This is a genomic window from Streptomyces sp. 3214.6, from assembly GCF_900129855.1.
Lineage (GTDB): Bacteria > Actinomycetota > Actinomycetes > Streptomycetales > Streptomycetaceae > Streptomyces > Streptomyces soliscabiei.
The window spans coordinates 8,145,708-8,162,399 of the sequence record NZ_LT670819.1 but is presented as its reverse complement, the minus strand read 5'-3'; the positions used below and the strand labels follow the sequence as shown (position 1 = coordinate 8,162,399).

Here is a 16,692-nt window from a genome sequence, read left to right as displayed (position 1 = left end):
ACGCCGCACCACACCGGCCGCCTTCCAGCGGCCCGCCCTAGCTGGCCAGCGCCTGCTCCGGCTCGTCGCTCGCCCTGGGCTCCGTCAGCCGGACCTCGGGGAGTTCCCGGTGCGCGGGGTCCGTGACCTCGCCCACCAGCAGCTCCAGTACGTCCTCCAGGGCGACCAGGCCGAGTACCTTGCCGGACGCGTCGGCGACCTGCGCCAGATGGGTCGCCGCCCGGCGCATCACCGTCAGCGCGTCGTCCAGCGGGAGTTCGGACCGCAGTGTCGTCATCGGACGCCACACCTGCTGCGGCACCGCCCGCTCGGAGTCTTCCAGGTCGAGGACGTCCTTCACATGCAGGTAGCCCATGTAGGCGCCGTTGTCCGCGGCGACCGGGAAGCGGGAGTAGCCGGTGCGGGCGGTCAGCTCGACGATCTCGCCCGGGGTGACCGACGGGCTGACCGTGACCAGGGACTCGCGCTTCAACAGGACGTCCGTCACCGGGCGGGAGCCCAGTTCCAGCGCGTCCTCCAGCCGCTCCTGCTCCTCGGGGGCGAGGAGCCCGGCCTGTCCGGAGTCCTCCAGCAGCCGGTTGAGCTGCTCGCTGGTGACGACGGCCTCGACCTCGTCCCTGGGCTCGACGTGGAAGAGCCGCAGGATGCCCCGGGCGCAGGCGCCGAGGGCCACGGTGATCGGCCGGCAGACGCGGGCGAAGGCGACCAGACCGGGGCTGAGCCACAGCGCGGCCTTCTCCGGTGCCGCCATGGCGAGGTTCTTCGGCACCATCTCGCCGATGACGAGGTGGAAGAAGACCACCGCGGCCAGGGCTATGACATACCCCAGGGGGTGGATCATGCCGTGCGGGAGGTGGATCCCCTCGAAGAGCGGTTCCAGCAGCTTGGCGACCGTCGGTTCGGCGACCGCGCCCAGGGTGAGGGAGCAGACGGTGATGCCGAACTGGGCCGCCGCCATCATCTGCGGCAGTCGCTCCAGGCCGTACAGGACCTGGCGGGCCCGTGCCGTGCCGAGGGGTTCGATCTGGCTGCGGCGGACGGACACGAGCGCGAACTCGGCGCCGACGAAGAAGCCGTTGGTGAGCACGAGCAGCGCGGCGAAGACGAGTTGGAGGACGCTCATCGGGTGACCTCCACGACCACGCCGGTGCGCACCAGCCGGACCCGTTCGGCCCGGTAGTGGCCGACCCGGCGTACCGAGAGCCGCCAGCCGGGCAGTTCGGTACGGTCGCCGACGGCCGGGATGCGGCCGAGCAGGTCGGCGACGAGCCCGGCGACCGTCTCGTACGGCCCCTCCGGGACCTCCAGGCCTATGCGCTGGAGGGTGTCGACGCGGCAGCTGCCGTCCACGTCCCAGGCGGGCCTGCCCTCCTCGGGCGGGGCCGCGGCGAGTTCGGGCGTGTCCTGGCCGTCGTGCTCGTCGCGGACCTCGCCGACGATCTCCTCGACGATGTCCTCCAGGGTGACCACACCGGCCGTGCCGCCGTACTCGTCGACGACGACGGCGATGGGCTGCTCGCTGCGCAGCCGGGCCAGCAGGGGCTGCACGGGCAGGGTCTCGGGGACCAGCAGCGCCGGGCGGGCGATCCGGGCGAGCGGAGTGCGCAGCCGGTCGTGGACGGGGACGGCCAGGGCGTCCTTGAGGTGGACCATGCCGACGATTTCGTCGATCTTCTCGCGGTAGACGGGGAACCGGGACAGGCCGGTGGCCCGGGTCAGGTTGACCACGTCCTCCGCGGTGGCCGAGGACTGCAGGGCGCTGACCTTCACGCGCGGGGTCATGACGTGCTGCGCGGTCAGCTCGGCCAGCGACAGCGTCCGTACGAAGAGGTCGGCCGTGTCCTGTTCGAGGGCGCCGGCCTGGGCCGAGTGACGGGCCAGGGAGACGAGTTCGCCGGGGGTGCGGGCGGAGGCCAGCTCCTCGGTGGGCTCGACGCCCAGGGCGCGCACCAGGCGGTTGGCGACGGTGTTGAGGGCCGAGATCACCGGCCGGAAGAGGCGGGAGAAGCCGGCTTGCGGGCCCGCGACGAACCGCGCGACCTGCAGGGGCTTGGACACCGCCCAGTTCTTGGGCACGAGTTCGCCGATCACCATCTGCACGGCGGACGCCAGCAGCATGCCGACGACCACGGCGCCCCCGGAGACGGCGCCCTCGGGGATGCCGATCGCGCTGAACGGGGTGTGCAGCAGCTCCGCCAGCGCCGGTTCGGCGAGCATGCCGACGACGAGGGAGGTGATGGTGATGCCGAGTTGGGTGCCGGACAGCTGGAAGGACAGCTCCTTCAGCGACTCGACGACCGTACGGGCTCGTCTGTCGCCCTCGGCCGCGGCTTTCTCGGCCTCCGGGCGTTCGACCGTGACGAGGCCGAACTCGGCGGCGACGAAGAAGCCGTTGGCGAGGATGAGCAGGAACGCGGCTGCCAGGAGCAGCAAGGGGATGGTCATGATGCCGCCGCCTCCGAACCAGGTCGGGTGGGGGCGGCGCAGGTACTACAGGACGAACCGTCCATCGCCGGAGGGAGTCACTCCTCGGGTAGCAGGAACCCCTGTGAGCCCGGCAGGGCACAACAGGGGCGGAGGCACAAGGGGAACGCCTCCGTCACCAGATTAATCAAGACAGGGGCTCCAGCGGCAGGGTGGGCGGCCCCGAGTCAGCCCTGATCTTGCCCTGGGGACGTTTCGGGGTCCCGGCCGGACCGGGTTTCCGCGAGGGCCCGCAGGGTGCGCGTGTCGGCGATGGCCTGCTGCTTGTCGATGCCGGGCTGGATCCCGAGCGCGGGCAGGCTGGTGCCGTCGGTGAGATTCAAAAACACCCAGGGGTCGCCCGGACGGAGGTTCACCTGGATGATCTCCGCCCAGTCGAGCCGCCGCCTGCTTGCGATGTTCACCACAGTGACGCCGGAGTCGTCGGCGACGACCCGCACGCGGGCGAGCCGGGCCAGCGCCCAGAAGATGAGGGCGCCGGTGAGGATGAAGCTGAGCCGCTCCCCCGGGCCGAGTTTCTCCAGCAGCATCGCGATGGTGGAGATGGTGAGCAGGATCGCCACCCCGGCCGTGAGCAGCACCGCGCGGGTGCGGGCCGGCCGGAAGGTGACGGGGAGGGTGGGCAGGTCGCCACCCGGCAGTCTGGACATCGTCGCGTGGATCTCTCGGGCCTCAGAGGCGGCAGGCGTGGATGGCCGTGGTCAGGATGGCGCGCGCGCCGATGTCGTACAGGTCGTCCATGATCCGCTGGGCTTCCTTGGCGGGGACCATGGCGCGGACGGCGACCCAGCCCTCGTTGTGCAGCGGGGAGACGGTCGGCGACTCCAGGCCCGGGGTCAGCGCGACGGCCTTCTCCAACTGCTCGACGCGGCAGTCGTAGTCCATCATCACGTACGTCCGGGCGACCAGGACGCCCTGGAGGCGGCGCAGGAACTGCTGCACCTTCGGCTCGGTGGCGTCCTCGGTGTCCGCGCCGGTGCGGCGGATCACGACGGCCTCGGACGTCATGATGGGGTCGCCGAAGACCTCCAGGCCCGCGTTGCGCAGCGAGGTGCCGGTTTCGACGACGTCGGCGATGACCTCGGCGACGCCCAGTTCGATGGCCGTCTCGACGGCGCCGTCGAGGTGGACGACGGCGGCGTCGATGCCCTGTTCGGCGAGGTGCCCCGCGACGATGCCCTCGTAGGAGGTGGCGACCGTCTTGCCCTTGAGGTCCTCGACGCCGGTCGCGGTGCCCGGCTTGGCGGCGAACCGGAAGGTGGAGCGGGCGAAGCCGAGCGGGAGGATCTCCTCGGCGTTGGCGCCGGAGTCGATCAGCAGATCGCGGCCGGTGACGCCGATGTCGAGGCGGCCGGAGGAGACGTAGATCGCGATGTCGCGGGGGCGGAGGTAGAAGAACTCGACCTCGTTCCCCGGGTCGACGATCCGCAGCTCCTTGGACTCCCGGCGCTGCTGGTAGCCGGCCTCATGCAGCATCTCCGCCGCAGGGCCTGACAGGGAACCCTTGTTGGGGACGGCGATGCGCAGCATGAGGCGAGCTTCCTTCGTTCGTGCGGAGTGGGTGCGGATACGGCTTACAGGTGGGCGTACACGTCGTCCAGCGAGATTCCGCGGGCGACCATCATCACCTGGACGTGGTAGAGCAGCTGCGAGATCTCCTCGGCGGCTGCCTCCTTGCCCTCGTACTCGGCCGCCATCCAGACCTCGGCGGCCTCTTCGACGACCTTCTTGCCGATGGCATGGACGCCCTTCCCGACCAGTTCGGCGGTGCGGGAAGTGGTGGGGTCGCCGTTGGCGGCCTTCTGCTGGAGCTCGGCGAAGAGCTCCTCGAACGTCTTCTTGGACATGGTGCTGCCCACCCTAGCCGTATCGCCGGTGGGCCTACCGCCAGGGTTCAGATACTGAGCGGAGGGTGGCCGCGGTCGCCACCGCCGCGGTCACCGCCTCGTGGCCCTTGTCCTCGTGGGAGCCCTCGATGCCGGCCCGGTCCAGGGCCTGCTCCTCGGTGTCGCAGGTGAGGACGCCCAAGCCGATGGGGACGCCGGTCTCGACGGAGACCTGGGTGAGACCCTGGGTGACTCCCTGGCACACGTACTCGAAGTGCGGGGTGCCGCCGCGGATGACGACGCCGAGGGCGACGATCGCGTCGTAGCCCCGCCCGGCCAGCACCTTGGCGACGACGGGGAGCTCCCAGCTGCCGGGGACCCGCAGCAGGGTCGGCTCGTCGATGCCCAGGTCGTGCAGGGCGCGCAGGGCACCGTCGACCAGACCGTCCATCACCTTCTCGTGCCACTGTGCCGCGATGACGGCGACCCGAAAGTCACCCACATTGCGTACGGACAGTTCCGGTGCGCCCTTGCCGCTCACGTCTCTCCTCAGTGCTGTTCTTACCGGTCTGCTGGTGCTACCGGCTGTGCTGCTTCTGCTGGTGCTACTGGTTGCCGCAGGGGGACACGGGGGCCGTCTCCAGCCAGGGCAGGTCGTGTCCCATCCGGTCCCGCTTGGTGCGCAGGTAGCGGATGTTGTGCTCGCCCGCCTGGACGGGCATCGGCTCGCGCCTGGTCACCTCGATACCGTGCCGGACGAGCGCGTCGGTCTTCTCGGGGTTGTTGGTCATCAGGCGCACGCTGTGCACGCCGAGGTCCTCGAGGATCTGTGCGCCGGCCCCGTAGTCGCGGGCGTCGGCGGGCAGGCCCAGCTCCAGGTTGGCGTCGAGGGTGTCGTGGCCCTGTTCCTGGAGCTCGTACGCCCGCAGCTTGGACAGCAGGCCGATGCCGCGGCCCTCGTGTCCGCGCAGATAGACCACCACGCCCCGGCCCTCGCTCTGGATGCGCTCCAGGGACGCGTCGAGCTGGGGGCCGCAGTCGCAGCGCAGGGAGGCGAAGACGTCGCCGGTGAGGCACTCGGAGTGGACGCGGACCAGGACGTCACGGCCGTCGCCGAGGTCGCCGTGGACGAGGGCGACATGCTCGACGCCGTCGACGGTGGAGCGGTAGCCGTACGCGGTGAAGGCGCCGTGGACGGTGGGCAGCCGGGTCTCGGCCTCACGCCGGACGGTGGGCTCTGAGCCGCGGCGGTAGGCGATCAGGTCCTCGATGGAGATGATCGTCAGGCCGTGCTTGCGGGCGAACGGGATCAGTTCGGGCAGCCGGAGCATCCTGCCGTCCTCGCCGGCGATCTCGACGATCGCGCCGGCCGGGCGCAGCCCCGCGAGGCGGGCGAGGTCGACGGCGGCCTCGGTGTGGCCGTTGCGGGTCAGGACGCCGCCGGGCTTGGCCCGCAGGGGGAACACGTGTCCGGGGCGGACGAAGTCGGTGGCCTGCGCCTGACCGCTCGCCAGCAGTTGGAGGGTGGTGGCTCGGTCCGCGGCGGAGATGCCGGTGGTGACGCCGTGGGCGGCGCTCGCGTCGACGGAGACCGTGAACGCGGTCTTCATCGACTCGGTGTTGTCCTCGACCATCTGCGGGAGGTTCAGGCGCTCCAGCTCGTCGCTCTCCATGGGGGCGCAGATCAGGCCGCGGCACTCGCTCATCATGAAGGCGACGATCTCGGGGGTGGCCTTCTCGGCGGCGACGACGAGGTCGCCCTCGTTCTCGCGGTCCTCGTCGTCGACGACCACGACGGGGCGGCCGGCCGCGATGTCGGCGATGGCCTGCTCGACGGGGTCGAGGGAGAAGTCTTCGATGCCGTCCGTGCTGTAGAGGATCGGTGCCGTACTCATGCCGGCGCTCCTTCCAGAGCGGTTTGCGAAGCCTTGCGGGAGCGCAGCCACCAGTCGCGCATGCCCCACAGGACCAGCGCGCCGTAGATGACGTACACGAAGCCGGAGAAGGCGTAGCCGTTGGCGAAGTTCAGGGGGACGCCGACGACGTCGACGAGGAGCCAGGCGATCCAGAACTCGACCATGCCGCGCGCCTGGGCGTACATGGCGACGATGGTGCCGACGAAGATGTAGGCGTCCGGCCAGGGGTCCCAGGACAGGGACGGGTAGGCCTTGAAGAGCAGGGCGACGGCGACCGTGCCGAGGGCGGCGGCGCCGACCATGGCCGCGCGCTCGGGCCAGGTGGCGAAGCGCGGGGTGATGGCGCCGTCCGCGGACCGGCCCTTGCTCCGGTTCCACTGCCACCAGCCGTACAGGGCGACGGCCATGACGACGACCTGCTTGCCCGCGCTGCCGGTCAGGTGGCCGTAGAAGGCGCCGAAGAGGACGAGGCCGGAGAGGAACTGCACCGGCCAGGTCCACAGGGAGCGCCGCCAGCCCAGGGCGAGGGTGATCAGGCCGAGAATGTTGCCGATCATGTCCGACCAGAGGATGTGCTGGTCGAACATGACGAAGGCCTCGGAGTTCAGCGAGTTCACTGCGCCGCTCCCTGAGGGGATGCTCCCTGAGCGGCAGCCCCCTGAGTGGTGGTCAGCAGCCGCTCGACGTACTTGGCGACGATGTCCACCTCGAGGTTGACCGGGTCGCCGGGCTGCTTGAGGCCGAGCGTGGTCAGGGCGAGGGTGGTGGGGATGAGGCTGACGGTGAAGTGGTCGAGTCCGGCGTCCACGACCGTGAGGCTGATGCCGTCGACGGTGATGGAACCCTTCTCCACCACGTACCGGGTGAGGTCGGCGGGGAGGGAGATCTTGATGATCTCCCAGTTCTCGGAGGGCTTGCGCTCCAACACGGCGCCGGTGCCGTCGACATGGCCCTGCACGATGTGCCCGCCGAGGCGGGCGCCGACGGCGGTGGGGCGTTCGAGGTTGACGCGGGAGCCGACGCCGAGGGCGCCAAGGCTGGAGCGGTTCAGGGTCTCCGCCATGACGTCGGCGGTGAACTCGTCGCCCTCGTGCTCGACGACGGTGAGACAGACCCCGTTCACAGCGATGGAGTCGCCGTGCCTCGCGCCGTCGGTCACGACGGGGCCGCGCAGCCGGAAGCGGGAGGCGTCGCCGAGATTCTCGACGGCGGTGACCTCACCCAGCTCTTCGACGATTCCGGTGAACACTTCCCGGGTCCTCCTGCCTCTTCGGGCACGGACTCCGGGGCCTGTCGATGACGACAGCTTGTACGGGCGACGGCACCGGGGGCGACGCCGGACAGACTCGTCCGTGGACGAGTACATATACGGCGGCGCGCACGAATGCCCGCCCGCCGCGCACTGCCTCCCATCCGGACTTTAACCGTCGGTCCAGGAATTTCACCTGGTCAACCGGCCGCTGGAAGCGACCGGGTCGCGGACTGTAACCGCCGGTTCGGACTTTCACCGACCCCGGAGTGCGCTGCTTTAGGTACACGGCCAGTGTGCCACGGCCGGCAGGCGTCCATACAGGTGAAGGGTGTGGGGTGGCTCACAGGCCGTCAGGCCCGGTTCGGGCCGGGGCCGATCCCGGACAGCTCCCACCCATTGACGTACTGGTCTAGTCCTTTCTAGGGTTTGCGAAGTGCGGCCCGGTGGCGGTGACGACGGCCCTTGCCCGCCGCCGGGTCTCCTCGGGCCGGTCGGTCGCGGCTCTGACAGGGTGATCCCATGACGACCGCGAGCGCCGACGAGTTCGAGGCCCACCGCCCCCGGCTGTTCGGGCTGGCCTACCGGATGCTGGGCTCGGCGCACGAGTCGTCACAGCCCCCCGGGACGGCGAACTCGCCGCGCTGGAGCGGCTGCTCGCGGCCGACGTCACCTGGTGGAGCGATGGCGGCGGCCGGGTCACCACGGCCCGGCGGCCGATCCTGGGACGCGAGAAGGTGCTGCGCTTCCTGGCCGGCTTGCTCCGGAACTTCACGACCCGTCCCACGTTCACGACCGTCGAGCTCAACGGCGCGCCGGGCCTGCTCGTCCGGGACGGCGGCGAGCTGACGGCCGCGCTCGGGTTCGAGTGTCTCGGCGGGGAGATCGCGGGGGTTCAGGTCGTGATGAATCCGGAGAAGCTGGACTTTGTGGAGCGTCAGGTCGGGCGGGTGTAGCAGCGGCTGTCACATTCCGCGGGGGCTGTTCGGTCTCAGCTGCCGAAGGGCGTTCCGACCGGGAGCGTCCGGTGTCCGAAGGGACTGAACAGCATGAGCACGATCCTGGTGACCGGTGGCAGTGGAACCCTCGGCCGGCTCGTCACCGCGCGGCTGCGGGCGGACGGACACGAGGTGCGGGTGCTGAGCCGGCGCTCCGAGCCGTACGCCGTCGACCTGCGCAGGGGCGGGGCCGGGCCGTGGGGCGCGGCCTATCGGGGCTTCCGCACCGGAGGCCACCTGGCCCCGGAACGGGCGGTGGGAAAGGGCACGTTCGAGAACTACCTCACAACCCACACCCCCCACTGACCCACCCCGACCCCACCATCACCCCACCCCGAAACCTGCGGTCCACGCGCCACCGCACTCCCAACTGCTCCGACCCCCGCAACACCGTGCCCCGAATCTCTGCGGCCCGGCGGCGCGCCGGCCCGAGAGCCTCCGGCCGGAGAAGTTCCCTCCGGGGCTATCGCGCCCCGAAGAGTTCCTCCTGGGCCGACTCTCGGGCCGTGAGCAGGGCGCCGCGCAGGACTGCGGCGCCGCCGAGGGTGCTGGGGCGGACCTCCGTGGGGAGCGGGGCCATGCGGCGGAGGCGTTGGGCCACCCGGTCGGCGAGCGCCTCACCGCCGGCCTGTCCGACCTCGCCGCCGAGGACCACACAGCCGGGGTCGAGGACGGCGACGACGGAGGCGACGCCGAGGGTGAGCCGGTCGGCGAGGGCGTCGAGGAAGCGGTCGGCGGCGGCGCCGGGAGCCGGCTGCACCGCCTGCCGGACCAGTGCCGCCGCCACCGGTTCGGCGGGGTGCGCGGCCGCCGCCGTCAGGCCGTGCTCCCCCGCCAGTGCGGCGATCGCCGCCGAGCCGGCCAGGGAGTGGAAGCCGCCCTCGCAGTCCGTCGCCGAGGGCAGGCCGCCGGTGCCCGGGACGGGCAGGAAGCCGATCTCGCCGGTGCCGCCGGAGGCTCCGCGGCGCAGGGCGCCGTCCAGGACGACGGCCGCGCCGATGCCGTGGCCGAGCCACAGCAGGACGAAGGTGTCGCGGTCCCGGGCGGCGCCCTCGCGCTGTTCCGCCAGTGCGGCGAGGTTGGTCTCGTTCTCGACGTGTGCGTGGGCGAGCGGGAACCGTTCCTGCAGGGCGGCCACCAGGCGGCGGTGCCACTCGGGCAGCCCGCCGGAGTCGCGCAGTTCGCCGCAGGCCGGGTCGATCAGGCCGGGCGCGCCGATGCCGAGGCTGTGCAGCCGGTCGACCCCTGCCTCCTTCGCCGTCCGCTCCACCAGCGTGACCGCCTGTTCCACGGCCGTCCCGGTGCCCGTGTCGCCGCCGATCGGCACGGATGCCTCGGCGAGCACCCGGCCGACCAGGTCCGACACCAGCACGGCGACGCCGTCCGTGCGCACGTCCAGCGCGGCCAGGTGGGCGCGGTCGGCGACGATGCCGTAGAGCCGGGCGTTGGGTCCGCGGCGCTGCTCGCCCGCCTCTCCGACGACGTCGATCAGACCGGCGACGGCGAGGCGTTCGACGAGGTCGGCGACCGTGGGCCGGGACAGGCCGGTGAGCTGCTTCAACTGCCCTGCCGTCAACGGGCCTTCGTGTTGCAGCAGCCGCAGGGCGAGCCGGTCGTTGATGGCCCGGGCGGTGCTCGGGGATGCGGGCATGGCGGGAATCCTCCCACGGCGGTCGAGGGCTCCAGGCGGCCGTCGTAGCGCCCTCTATTTATCAGGCAGGGTTCCTGATAGTTTACGTCGGCATCGCGACGGCGCGGCGCGAAGGCTGGAGGCGGAAGAATGAGCGGAGTGGCCGAAGTGATCCACGCACCGGCTGAGGTGCGGCGCGCCCGGTACGCCGTGGCGGCCGTGTTCACCGTGCACGGCGCGGTCACCGGTTCGTTCGCCACCCGCGTGCCGTGGATCCAGGACCACGCCGGTGTGTCCACCGGCCAGCTCGGGTTCGCGCTCGCCTTCACGGCGTTCGGGGCGGCCTGCGCGATGCCGCTGGCCGGCTCGGTCACCCACCGTTTCGGCAGCCGTACGGCCCTGCGCGGACTGCTCGCGCTGTGGACGCTGGCGCTGACGCTGCCCTCCCTCGCGCCGAACCTGCTCACGCTCTGCCTGGCGATGTTCGTCTACGGCGCGACCTCCGGCATGGCCGACGTCGCGATGAACGCGCTCGGCGTGGAGGTGGAACGGCTGCTGGGCAGGTCGATCATGTCGGGACTGCACGGCATGTGGAGCGCGGGCGCCCTGATCGGCTCGGCGGGCGGGACGCTCGCCGCACACCTGGGGTCGGACGCCCGCCTGCACCACCTGCTGGCGGCGGCCGTGCTGACCGTCCTCGGCCTGCTGTTCTGCCGCTGGGTGCTGGACCTGCGGCCCACCGAGGACGAGGAGCCGCCCCCGCGGTTCGCGCTGCCGCCCCGCTCGGCGCTGCTGATCGGCGCGGTCGGGTTCTGCGCGGTGTTCGCAGAGGGCGCGAGCCTGGACTGGTCGGCCGTGTACCTGCGCGACGAGCTCGACTCGTCGGCCGGGGTCGCGGCGGCCTGCACGACCGGCTTCATGTTCACGATGGCGGTGGCCCGGATCGCGGGCGACGCGCTGGTGAACCGGTTCGGCGCGGTGCGCACCGTCCGGGCGGGCGGCGTCCTCGCCGCGCTGGGCGGGCTGTTGATCGTCGTCGCGGGGCACCCGGCGGTGGCGATGGGCGGGTTCGGGCTGATGGGGCTGGGCATCGCGGTCGTCGTACCGCTGTGCTTCGCCGCGGCCGGTCACAGCGGGCCGAACCCCAGCCAGGCCATCGCGGGCGTCGCGACGATCACGTACACCTCCGGGCTGATCGCCCCGAGTCTGATCGGCGGGGTGGCGCAGGCGACCAGCCTGATGGTGTCGTTCGGTGTGGTGACGGCGCTGTCGTGCGGGCTCGCGGTGTTCGCGCCGGTGCTGCGGGGCGGCGACGGGCGGACAGGCGCGAAGGTCAGTGCGCAGGCCGCAGCAGTGCCCGGCCCGCGGCCCTGAAGGCGTCGCTCCACGGCGTGGGGCGCAGGGTGCTCGCGTCCAGGCGCACCAGGACGCGGGTGCCCCGCGCGTAGGTCGTGGCGCCGTCCGCCGAGCAGAGCCGGAAGCCGTAGGTCAGGCTCGTGGCGCCCAGCCGCTCCAGCCAGAGGTGGACGGCGTAGGCGCCGGTGCGGGTGACCGGGGCCTCGTAGCCGATCAGCAGTTCCCTCACCACGTTGCAGGCGTCCCCGGCGCTCGCCCAGTCGCCGTCGAAGCGCACGCCGTTGGCCTGCCAGAACTCCGTCCAGGCTCGCTCGACGAGCAGCGGGTAGCGGGCGTTGTGCAGCATGCCGAGCGCGTCCAGGTCGTCGAAGTGGACGGTGACGGGGATCAGCCGGCCGTAGGACAGGGCGGGGGCGATCGGGGCTTCGGCGGTCACGGATGGGACTCCTGTGCAGGTATGAGACGACGCTCCCCATCCTACGGGCTGACTAAGCGGTCGCTCACCCGCACGTCTCGTTCCCCCGTTCCGGGGAAGCGTCGGGCCCGCCGACCCGCGGGGCCGCCCAGGACTGCGACCCTGCCCCCATGCCGCACTTGGAACAGTTCACCGCTCCCGTCGGGACAGACGTCGAGCCGCGCGTGGACACGATCGACACGAGCGTCGACGACGTGCTCGACCGGATGCGTGCCCTCGACGCCGCCCTGCCTGCCTGGGACGGGATCGCGGTCTTCAACCGCGTCTACCTCGCGGTGACCCAGGAGGTGGACCGGCGCATCGACACCGGCCGCTTCCCGGACGCGCGGTCCGCCGCCACACTGGACGTACGGTTCGCGGAGCGCTACCTGAGCGCAGTGGAACCCGCGCCGGTCGACCGGCGCCCACCGGTCTTCCCGCCTCCACCGGCCTTCCCGCATCCACCGGCCTGCTGGCGTCCGCTGCTGCAGTTCCGCCGCCATCCCGGCGTACGCCCCCTGCAGTTCGCGCTCGCGGGCATCAACGCGCACATCGGGCACGACCTCGCACTCGCCGTCGTGGACGCCTGTCGTAGCCTCGGCTGCGAACCGGCCGAGCTGGAGGACGAGTTCGACCGCGTGGGCGATCTTCTCGTCTCCCTGGAGGAACGCATCCGTGAGGAGCTGATGCCGGGCCCCGACCTCTTGCAGATCGCCGACCCCCTCACCCACCTGCTCGGCTCCTGGAGCCTGGAACGCGCCCGGGACGCCACCTGGACGGCGGCCCGGGCGCTGTGGGCGCTGCGCCGACTCCCCGACGTGGCCGAGGAGTTCACCGGGCGGCTCGACACCGCCGTCGGCTTCGCGGGCCGCATGATGCTCACCCCGCTGTGAGACCTCGTACGGCGAGGTCTCAGTCCTCCGGGAGTTCCACCGGCGCGATCTCGTCGTACACGTCGCCCGGGCCCGGGTTGCTCGCGTCGGTCGCCCCGCCGAAGTGGTGCATGACGCCCCAGACCGCGTTCAGCGCGGTCTGGACGGCGCCCTCGGCCCAGCCGGCCGTCCAGGAGATGTCGTCGCCGGCGAGGAAGACGCCCCGCTTGTCCTCGGGCAGCCGGTCCTGCATGAAGTGCGTGAACAGGCGCCGCTGGTAGCGGTAGTGGCCGGGCAGGTTGGCCTTGAACGCGCCCATGAAGTAGGGCTCGTTCTCCCAGGAGACGGTCACCGGACTGCCGATGATGTGCTTCCTGATGTCGACCTTCGGGTAGATCTCGCCGAGCGACTTCAGCATGACCTCCATCCGCTCGTTCGCGGACAGCGGCAGCCACTTCAGGCTGTCGTCGCACCAGGTGTAGGAGAGGCAGATGACGGCGGGTTTGTCGGGGCCGTCGTCGAGCAGGTACGTTCCGCGCGTCATGCGGTCGGTGAGGGTCATCGACATCACGTCACGGCCGGTCTGCTCGTCCTTGTCCAGCCAGAACGGCCTGTCGACGGGCACGAACAGCTTGCTGGACTCCATGTAGTGGGTGCGCTCGATGGCGGTCCAGTGGTCGATCGGGAAGAGCGAGTCGTCGCAGGCGATCTTCGACAGCAGCATCCAGGACTGGGCGGTGAAGATCGCCGCCCGGTAGGTGCGGATGTCGCCGTGCGCGTCCGTCACGGTGATCCGGTTGCCGGCGGTGCGGTGCAGCCGGGTGACGGCCGGGCGGGGCTCGCCGCCCTCGTGCAGGCCCGCGAGCGAGGTCCCGTACGGCCAGTGGACGATCTTCTCCGGCTCGCGTTCCCAGAGCCGCAGCGGCAACTGCTGGGAGCCGCCGACGATGCCCCGGTGATGGTCGTCGGCCTCGGTGTAGACGACGCGCAGGATCTCCAGGATGGAGTTCGGGAAGTCGGTGTCCCAGCCGCCGGTGCCGAAGCCGACCTGGCCGAAGATCTCGCGGTGGCGGAAGGACCTGAAGGCCTCGGAGTCGCAGAGGAAGCCGTAGAAGGTCTGGTTGTCGAGCTTCTCGACGAGCCTCGCCCAGATCTCGCGGATGCGCGGCACGTCCCGCTCCCGCAGGGCGCGGTTCATGTCGGAGAAGTCGGCGCCGTCCTGCAGGCACTTGTTCCAGGCGGCGGCGACATCGCGGTAGACCTGCGGGAGATCCTCGGCGGTCTCGGCGTAGTGCGACTCGCCCTTGAGGTCGACGACGGTCGAAGGGGTCGCCTCGGCGAGGGGGTTGGGGAAGGGCCGGGTCCGCAGGCCCACCAGGTCGATGTAGTGCTGCAGGGCCGTGGAGGACGGCGGGAAGCGCATCGCGCCCATCTCCGCGGTGAGGGAAGGGTCGCAGCCGTCGAAGCCCACCGTGCGCAGTCGCCCGCCGATCCGGTCGGCCTCGTAGACGACCGGCTTCAGGCCCATCTTCATCAGCTCGTACGCGGCCACGATGCCCGACAGTCCGCCGCCGATGACGGCGACCTCGGCGCCGTGCTCGGTCGCGGGGATCTGGCCGAGCCCCGCCGGATGGGCGAGGAAGTCGTCGTACGCGTACGGGAAGTCCGGGCCGAACATGGTGATCGGCGACTGCTGCTCGTCTGCGTGCTCGACGGCGTTGGGCACGGTGGACGTCATGGGGTACGGACTCCTAGCACGGGAAATGAGGGGGAGGGCGTCAGACCAGGGACCCGTAGAGGCCGGGGCGGCGGTCCTTCAGATACGGGTTCGCCTCGCGGGAGGCGGCGAGGGCGACCGGGTCGGCGTCGGCGAACAGCAGTTCCTCGCCGCGTCCTGCGCGGGCCCGGGCGACCCCGTCGGGGCCGGCGAGGGTGGAGAGCCCGACGAACTCGAACTCCCCTTCCCGGCCGACCCGGTTGACGTAGGCGACGTACATCTGGTTCTCGAAGGCGCGCACCGGGATCATCGACTCGGCGACGAACTGGAAGGGGTGCATCTGCGCGGTCGGCACGACGAGGAGGTCGGTGCCGGCGAGGGCGTGGGCACGGACGTTCTCCGGGAACTCGACGTCGTAGCAGATCATGAGGCCGATGGTGAGGCCGTTCAGCTCGGCCTGGACCACCGGCCGGTCGCCGGGCGTGAAGTGCTCGTGCTCGAAGCAGCCGAAGAGGTGGGTCTTGCGGTAGCCGGCGAGCCGGGCGCCGTCGGCGGAGACGAGCTGGGCCGCGTTGTACACCGTCTCGCCGTCGCGCTCCGGGTAGCCGTACGCGATCGCGAGCCCGTGCCGGGCGGCGAGCTCGGCGACGGCGTCCGCGGAGTCCCCGTCGGCGGGTTCGGCGAGGCGGGCGATGTCGTCGCCGATCGCGTAGCCGGTCAGGAACAGCTCCGGCGCGACCAGCAGCCCGGCGCCCGCGGCGGCGGCCCGGCCCGCGGCCTCGTCGAGGACCTTGAGGTTCTCGACGACGGAGCCGGGGCGGCCGGAGCTCTGGAGCAGGGCGGTGCGCATGCGTGATCCTCACCGGTACAAGGGGTTCAGGGGGCCGTTCAAGGGCCGTTCGGGCGGCCCTTCGAGGGGCCAGATAGACGGTACGGTCGGCCGCGCGGGCCGGACAAGAAGGAGCCGTTGCGTGCCGGTGAGCGGTTCGTTGCGTGCGTCGGGGCTCGGGCGGCGATTCGTTGCGTGTCCTCACTTCCGCCGTCCCACGGCCACGATCAGCGCCGTCACCAGGTACGGCACGGCGCACAGCGCGAACACGGCGCCGTGGGAGAAGGCCGACCCGAGGGCGCCGTACGCGCCGTAGACGCCGATGGTCAGCAGTTCCGTGCCGAGGCCCGCGACAGACGTCACGGTGGCCCGGCCGGCGCCGTCGATGCGCTGCTGGAGCCGGACGTCGGCCAGGACGGTCGCGAGCTGGAAGCCGCCGAAGGCGAGGGCAACGAGGACGATGCCGGCCGGCTTCCCCGTCAGCGCGCCGGCCGCCAGGGCGAGCGCGGCGCCGGCGAGGAGCACGGCGAGGCCGCTGCCGTCGAGGCGCTCGGCCCTCCCGGAGAGCAGGCTGCCGGCCGTGACGCCGGCCCAGATCACGACGAGCAGATAGGGGACGGCGGCGTCGGGTACGCCGGTCTCCCTGACCAGCAGCGAGGTGTACTCGTCGAGCGCGCTCCACACCGCCGTGACGGCCGGGACCAGCAGCAGGGCGCCGAGGACGCCGCGGTCCCGGCGGGCGCCGACGAGTCCGTCGCGCAGCGTGGCGGCGAGACCCTCGTCGGCCTCGGCGTCCGGGGACCGGTGCTCGGGAAAGCGGGTCGCGGTCGCGGCGCAGAGCAGACAGGCCAGCACGCTCGCCGCGCCGACGGCCGGATAGCCGCCGAGCGCGAAGACCGGCCCGGCCAGGCCCATGGCCGCCATGACGGCCGCCTGACCCACCGCGTGCGCACGGCCCATGACCCGGGCGTACCGGTCCGCCGCGCCGGCCCGGTCCAGTTCCTCGTACACCAGCGCCTCCAGCGCCCCGGAGCCCAGGGCGCCGCGCGCGCCCCACAGCACGAAGCCGGCCGCGAAGGCCCAGTACGACGGGAACAGCACCCACAGCGCGAAGCCGGCCCCGCCCAGCAGCGGGCCGAGCCACAGCAGCAGCCGACGTGAGACGGCGTCCGCCCAGGCGCCCGAGGGGACCTCCAGCAGGACGCCGGTCAGCGACCACAGGAAGAAGAGGGAGGAGATCTGCCCGACCGACAGGCCGCTGTCCGCCATCAGCAGCGCATACACCGGGTAGAGCAGCACGAACTCGTCGAGGAACGCGTACGCGTACAGCGTGGCGGTCAGTCGACGGGTGTCGGGGCCGG

General features: G+C 71.7%; 17 protein-coding genes, 1 pseudogene and 1 riboswitch. Of the genes and pseudogenes, 4 read left to right on the top strand and 14 right to left on the bottom strand.

Annotated features, from left to right (window positions below; all coding sequences use genetic code 11):
- Positions 1-37: 37 nt before the first annotated feature.
- The 9 genes from B5557_RS36920 to B5557_RS36880 form a co-directional block, all read right to left on the bottom strand.
- A complete protein-coding gene (locus B5557_RS36920; RefSeq protein ID WP_079663562.1) occupies positions 38-1,123 on the bottom strand; it encodes a hemolysin family protein in 1,086 nt (361 codons plus the stop codon).
- Positions 1,120-2,445, bottom strand: a complete 1,326-nt coding sequence (locus B5557_RS36915) for a hemolysin family protein (RefSeq protein ID WP_079663561.1) — start codon at positions 2,443-2,445, stop codon at positions 1,120-1,122. The genes B5557_RS36920 and B5557_RS36915 overlap by 4 nt, the downstream gene beginning before the upstream one ends.
- A gap of 206 nt (positions 2,446-2,651) precedes the next feature.
- Positions 2,652-3,134 carry a PH domain-containing protein gene (locus B5557_RS36910; protein WP_079663560.1) on the bottom strand — a complete coding sequence of 161 codons (483 nt, stop codon included), beginning with the start codon at positions 3,132-3,134 and terminating at the stop codon, positions 2,652-2,654.
- Between the two features lie 22 nt (positions 3,135-3,156).
- Positions 3,157-4,014: an ATP phosphoribosyltransferase gene (gene hisG, locus B5557_RS36905; RefSeq protein WP_079663559.1), complete on the bottom strand. Its 858-nt coding sequence runs from the start codon at positions 4,012-4,014 to the stop codon at positions 3,157-3,159.
- Between the two features lie 44 nt (positions 4,015-4,058).
- On the bottom strand, positions 4,059-4,331 hold the full coding sequence (locus B5557_RS36900) for a phosphoribosyl-ATP diphosphatase (RefSeq protein ID WP_079665193.1): 273 nt from the start codon (positions 4,329-4,331) through the stop codon (positions 4,059-4,061).
- A 34-nt stretch (positions 4,332-4,365) separates the two neighbouring features.
- Positions 4,366-4,851 (bottom strand): 6,7-dimethyl-8-ribityllumazine synthase, encoded by a 486-nt coding sequence (ribH, locus tag B5557_RS36895; RefSeq protein ID WP_079663558.1) that lies wholly within the window; start codon positions 4,849-4,851, stop codon positions 4,366-4,368.
- Positions 4,852-4,915: 64 nt separating this feature from the next.
- On the bottom strand, positions 4,916-6,205 hold the full coding sequence (locus B5557_RS36890; RefSeq protein ID WP_079663557.1) for a bifunctional 3,4-dihydroxy-2-butanone-4-phosphate synthase/GTP cyclohydrolase II: 1,290 nt from the start codon (positions 6,203-6,205) through the stop codon (positions 4,916-4,918).
- Positions 6,202-6,843, bottom strand: a complete 642-nt coding sequence (locus B5557_RS36885; protein WP_079663556.1) for a nicotinamide mononucleotide transporter family protein — start codon at positions 6,841-6,843, stop codon at positions 6,202-6,204. The genes B5557_RS36890 and B5557_RS36885 overlap by 4 nt, the downstream gene beginning before the upstream one ends.
- Positions 6,840-7,475 (bottom strand): riboflavin synthase, encoded by a 636-nt coding sequence (locus B5557_RS36880; RefSeq protein ID WP_079663555.1) that lies wholly within the window; start codon positions 7,473-7,475, stop codon positions 6,840-6,842. Before B5557_RS36880 ends, B5557_RS36885 begins: the two co-directional genes overlap by 4 nt.
- A gap of 146 nt (positions 7,476-7,621) precedes the next feature.
- Positions 7,622-7,752: riboswitch (FMN riboswitch) on the bottom strand.
- Positions 7,753-8,212: 460 nt separating this feature from the next.
- Between B5557_RS36880 and B5557_RS43985 the strand changes: the two genes are divergently transcribed.
- Positions 8,213-8,431, top strand: coding sequence for a hypothetical protein (locus B5557_RS43985; protein WP_079663554.1), 219 nt, complete (start codon positions 8,213-8,215; stop codon positions 8,429-8,431).
- A 93-nt stretch (positions 8,432-8,524) separates the two neighbouring features.
- Positions 8,525-8,716, top strand: a pseudogene (locus B5557_RS36870) (NAD-dependent epimerase/dehydratase family protein); the annotation flags it as partial.
- A 220-nt stretch (positions 8,717-8,936) separates the two neighbouring features.
- On the opposite strand, the gene B5557_RS36865 reads toward B5557_RS36870, so the two are convergent.
- A complete protein-coding gene (locus tag B5557_RS36865; RefSeq protein WP_079663553.1) occupies positions 8,937-10,124 on the bottom strand; it encodes an ROK family transcriptional regulator in 1,188 nt (395 codons plus the stop codon).
- Positions 10,125-10,253: 129 nt separating this feature from the next.
- Here B5557_RS36865 and B5557_RS36860 point away from each other — a divergent pair, with 129 nt between their 5' ends.
- Positions 10,254-11,477: an MFS transporter gene (locus B5557_RS36860; protein WP_443031308.1), complete on the top strand. Its 1,224-nt coding sequence runs from the start codon at positions 10,254-10,256 to the stop codon at positions 11,475-11,477.
- Here the strand turns inward: B5557_RS36860 and B5557_RS36855 are convergent.
- Positions 11,437-11,895, bottom strand: coding sequence for an acyl-CoA thioesterase (locus tag B5557_RS36855; protein ID WP_079663551.1), 459 nt, complete (start codon positions 11,893-11,895; stop codon positions 11,437-11,439). The two genes, B5557_RS36860 and B5557_RS36855, sit on opposite strands and share 41 nt — an antisense overlap.
- 149 nt (positions 11,896-12,044) lie before the next feature.
- Between B5557_RS36855 and B5557_RS36850 the strand changes: the two genes are divergently transcribed.
- The gene (locus B5557_RS36850; protein WP_269460191.1) at positions 12,045-12,806 is read left to right on the top strand and encodes a DUF5995 family protein; all 762 of its coding nucleotides are present in this window, start codon (positions 12,045-12,047) and stop codon (positions 12,804-12,806) included.
- A 19-nt stretch (positions 12,807-12,825) separates the two neighbouring features.
- Here the strand turns inward: B5557_RS36850 and B5557_RS36845 are convergent, their stop codons facing one another.
- From B5557_RS36845 to B5557_RS36835, 3 genes are all read right to left on the bottom strand, one after another.
- Positions 12,826-14,523 (bottom strand): flavin monoamine oxidase family protein, encoded by a 1,698-nt coding sequence (locus B5557_RS36845; protein WP_079663550.1) that lies wholly within the window; start codon positions 14,521-14,523, stop codon positions 12,826-12,828.
- A 40-nt stretch (positions 14,524-14,563) separates the two neighbouring features.
- Positions 14,564-15,352: a carbon-nitrogen hydrolase family protein gene (locus tag B5557_RS36840; RefSeq protein ID WP_079663549.1), complete on the bottom strand. Its 789-nt coding sequence runs from the start codon at positions 15,350-15,352 to the stop codon at positions 14,564-14,566.
- 180 nt (positions 15,353-15,532) lie between these two features.
- Positions 15,533-16,630, bottom strand: a complete 1,098-nt coding sequence (locus tag B5557_RS36835) for an MFS transporter (RefSeq protein ID WP_079663548.1) — start codon at positions 16,628-16,630, stop codon at positions 15,533-15,535.
- Positions 16,631-16,692: the final 62 nt, after the last annotated feature.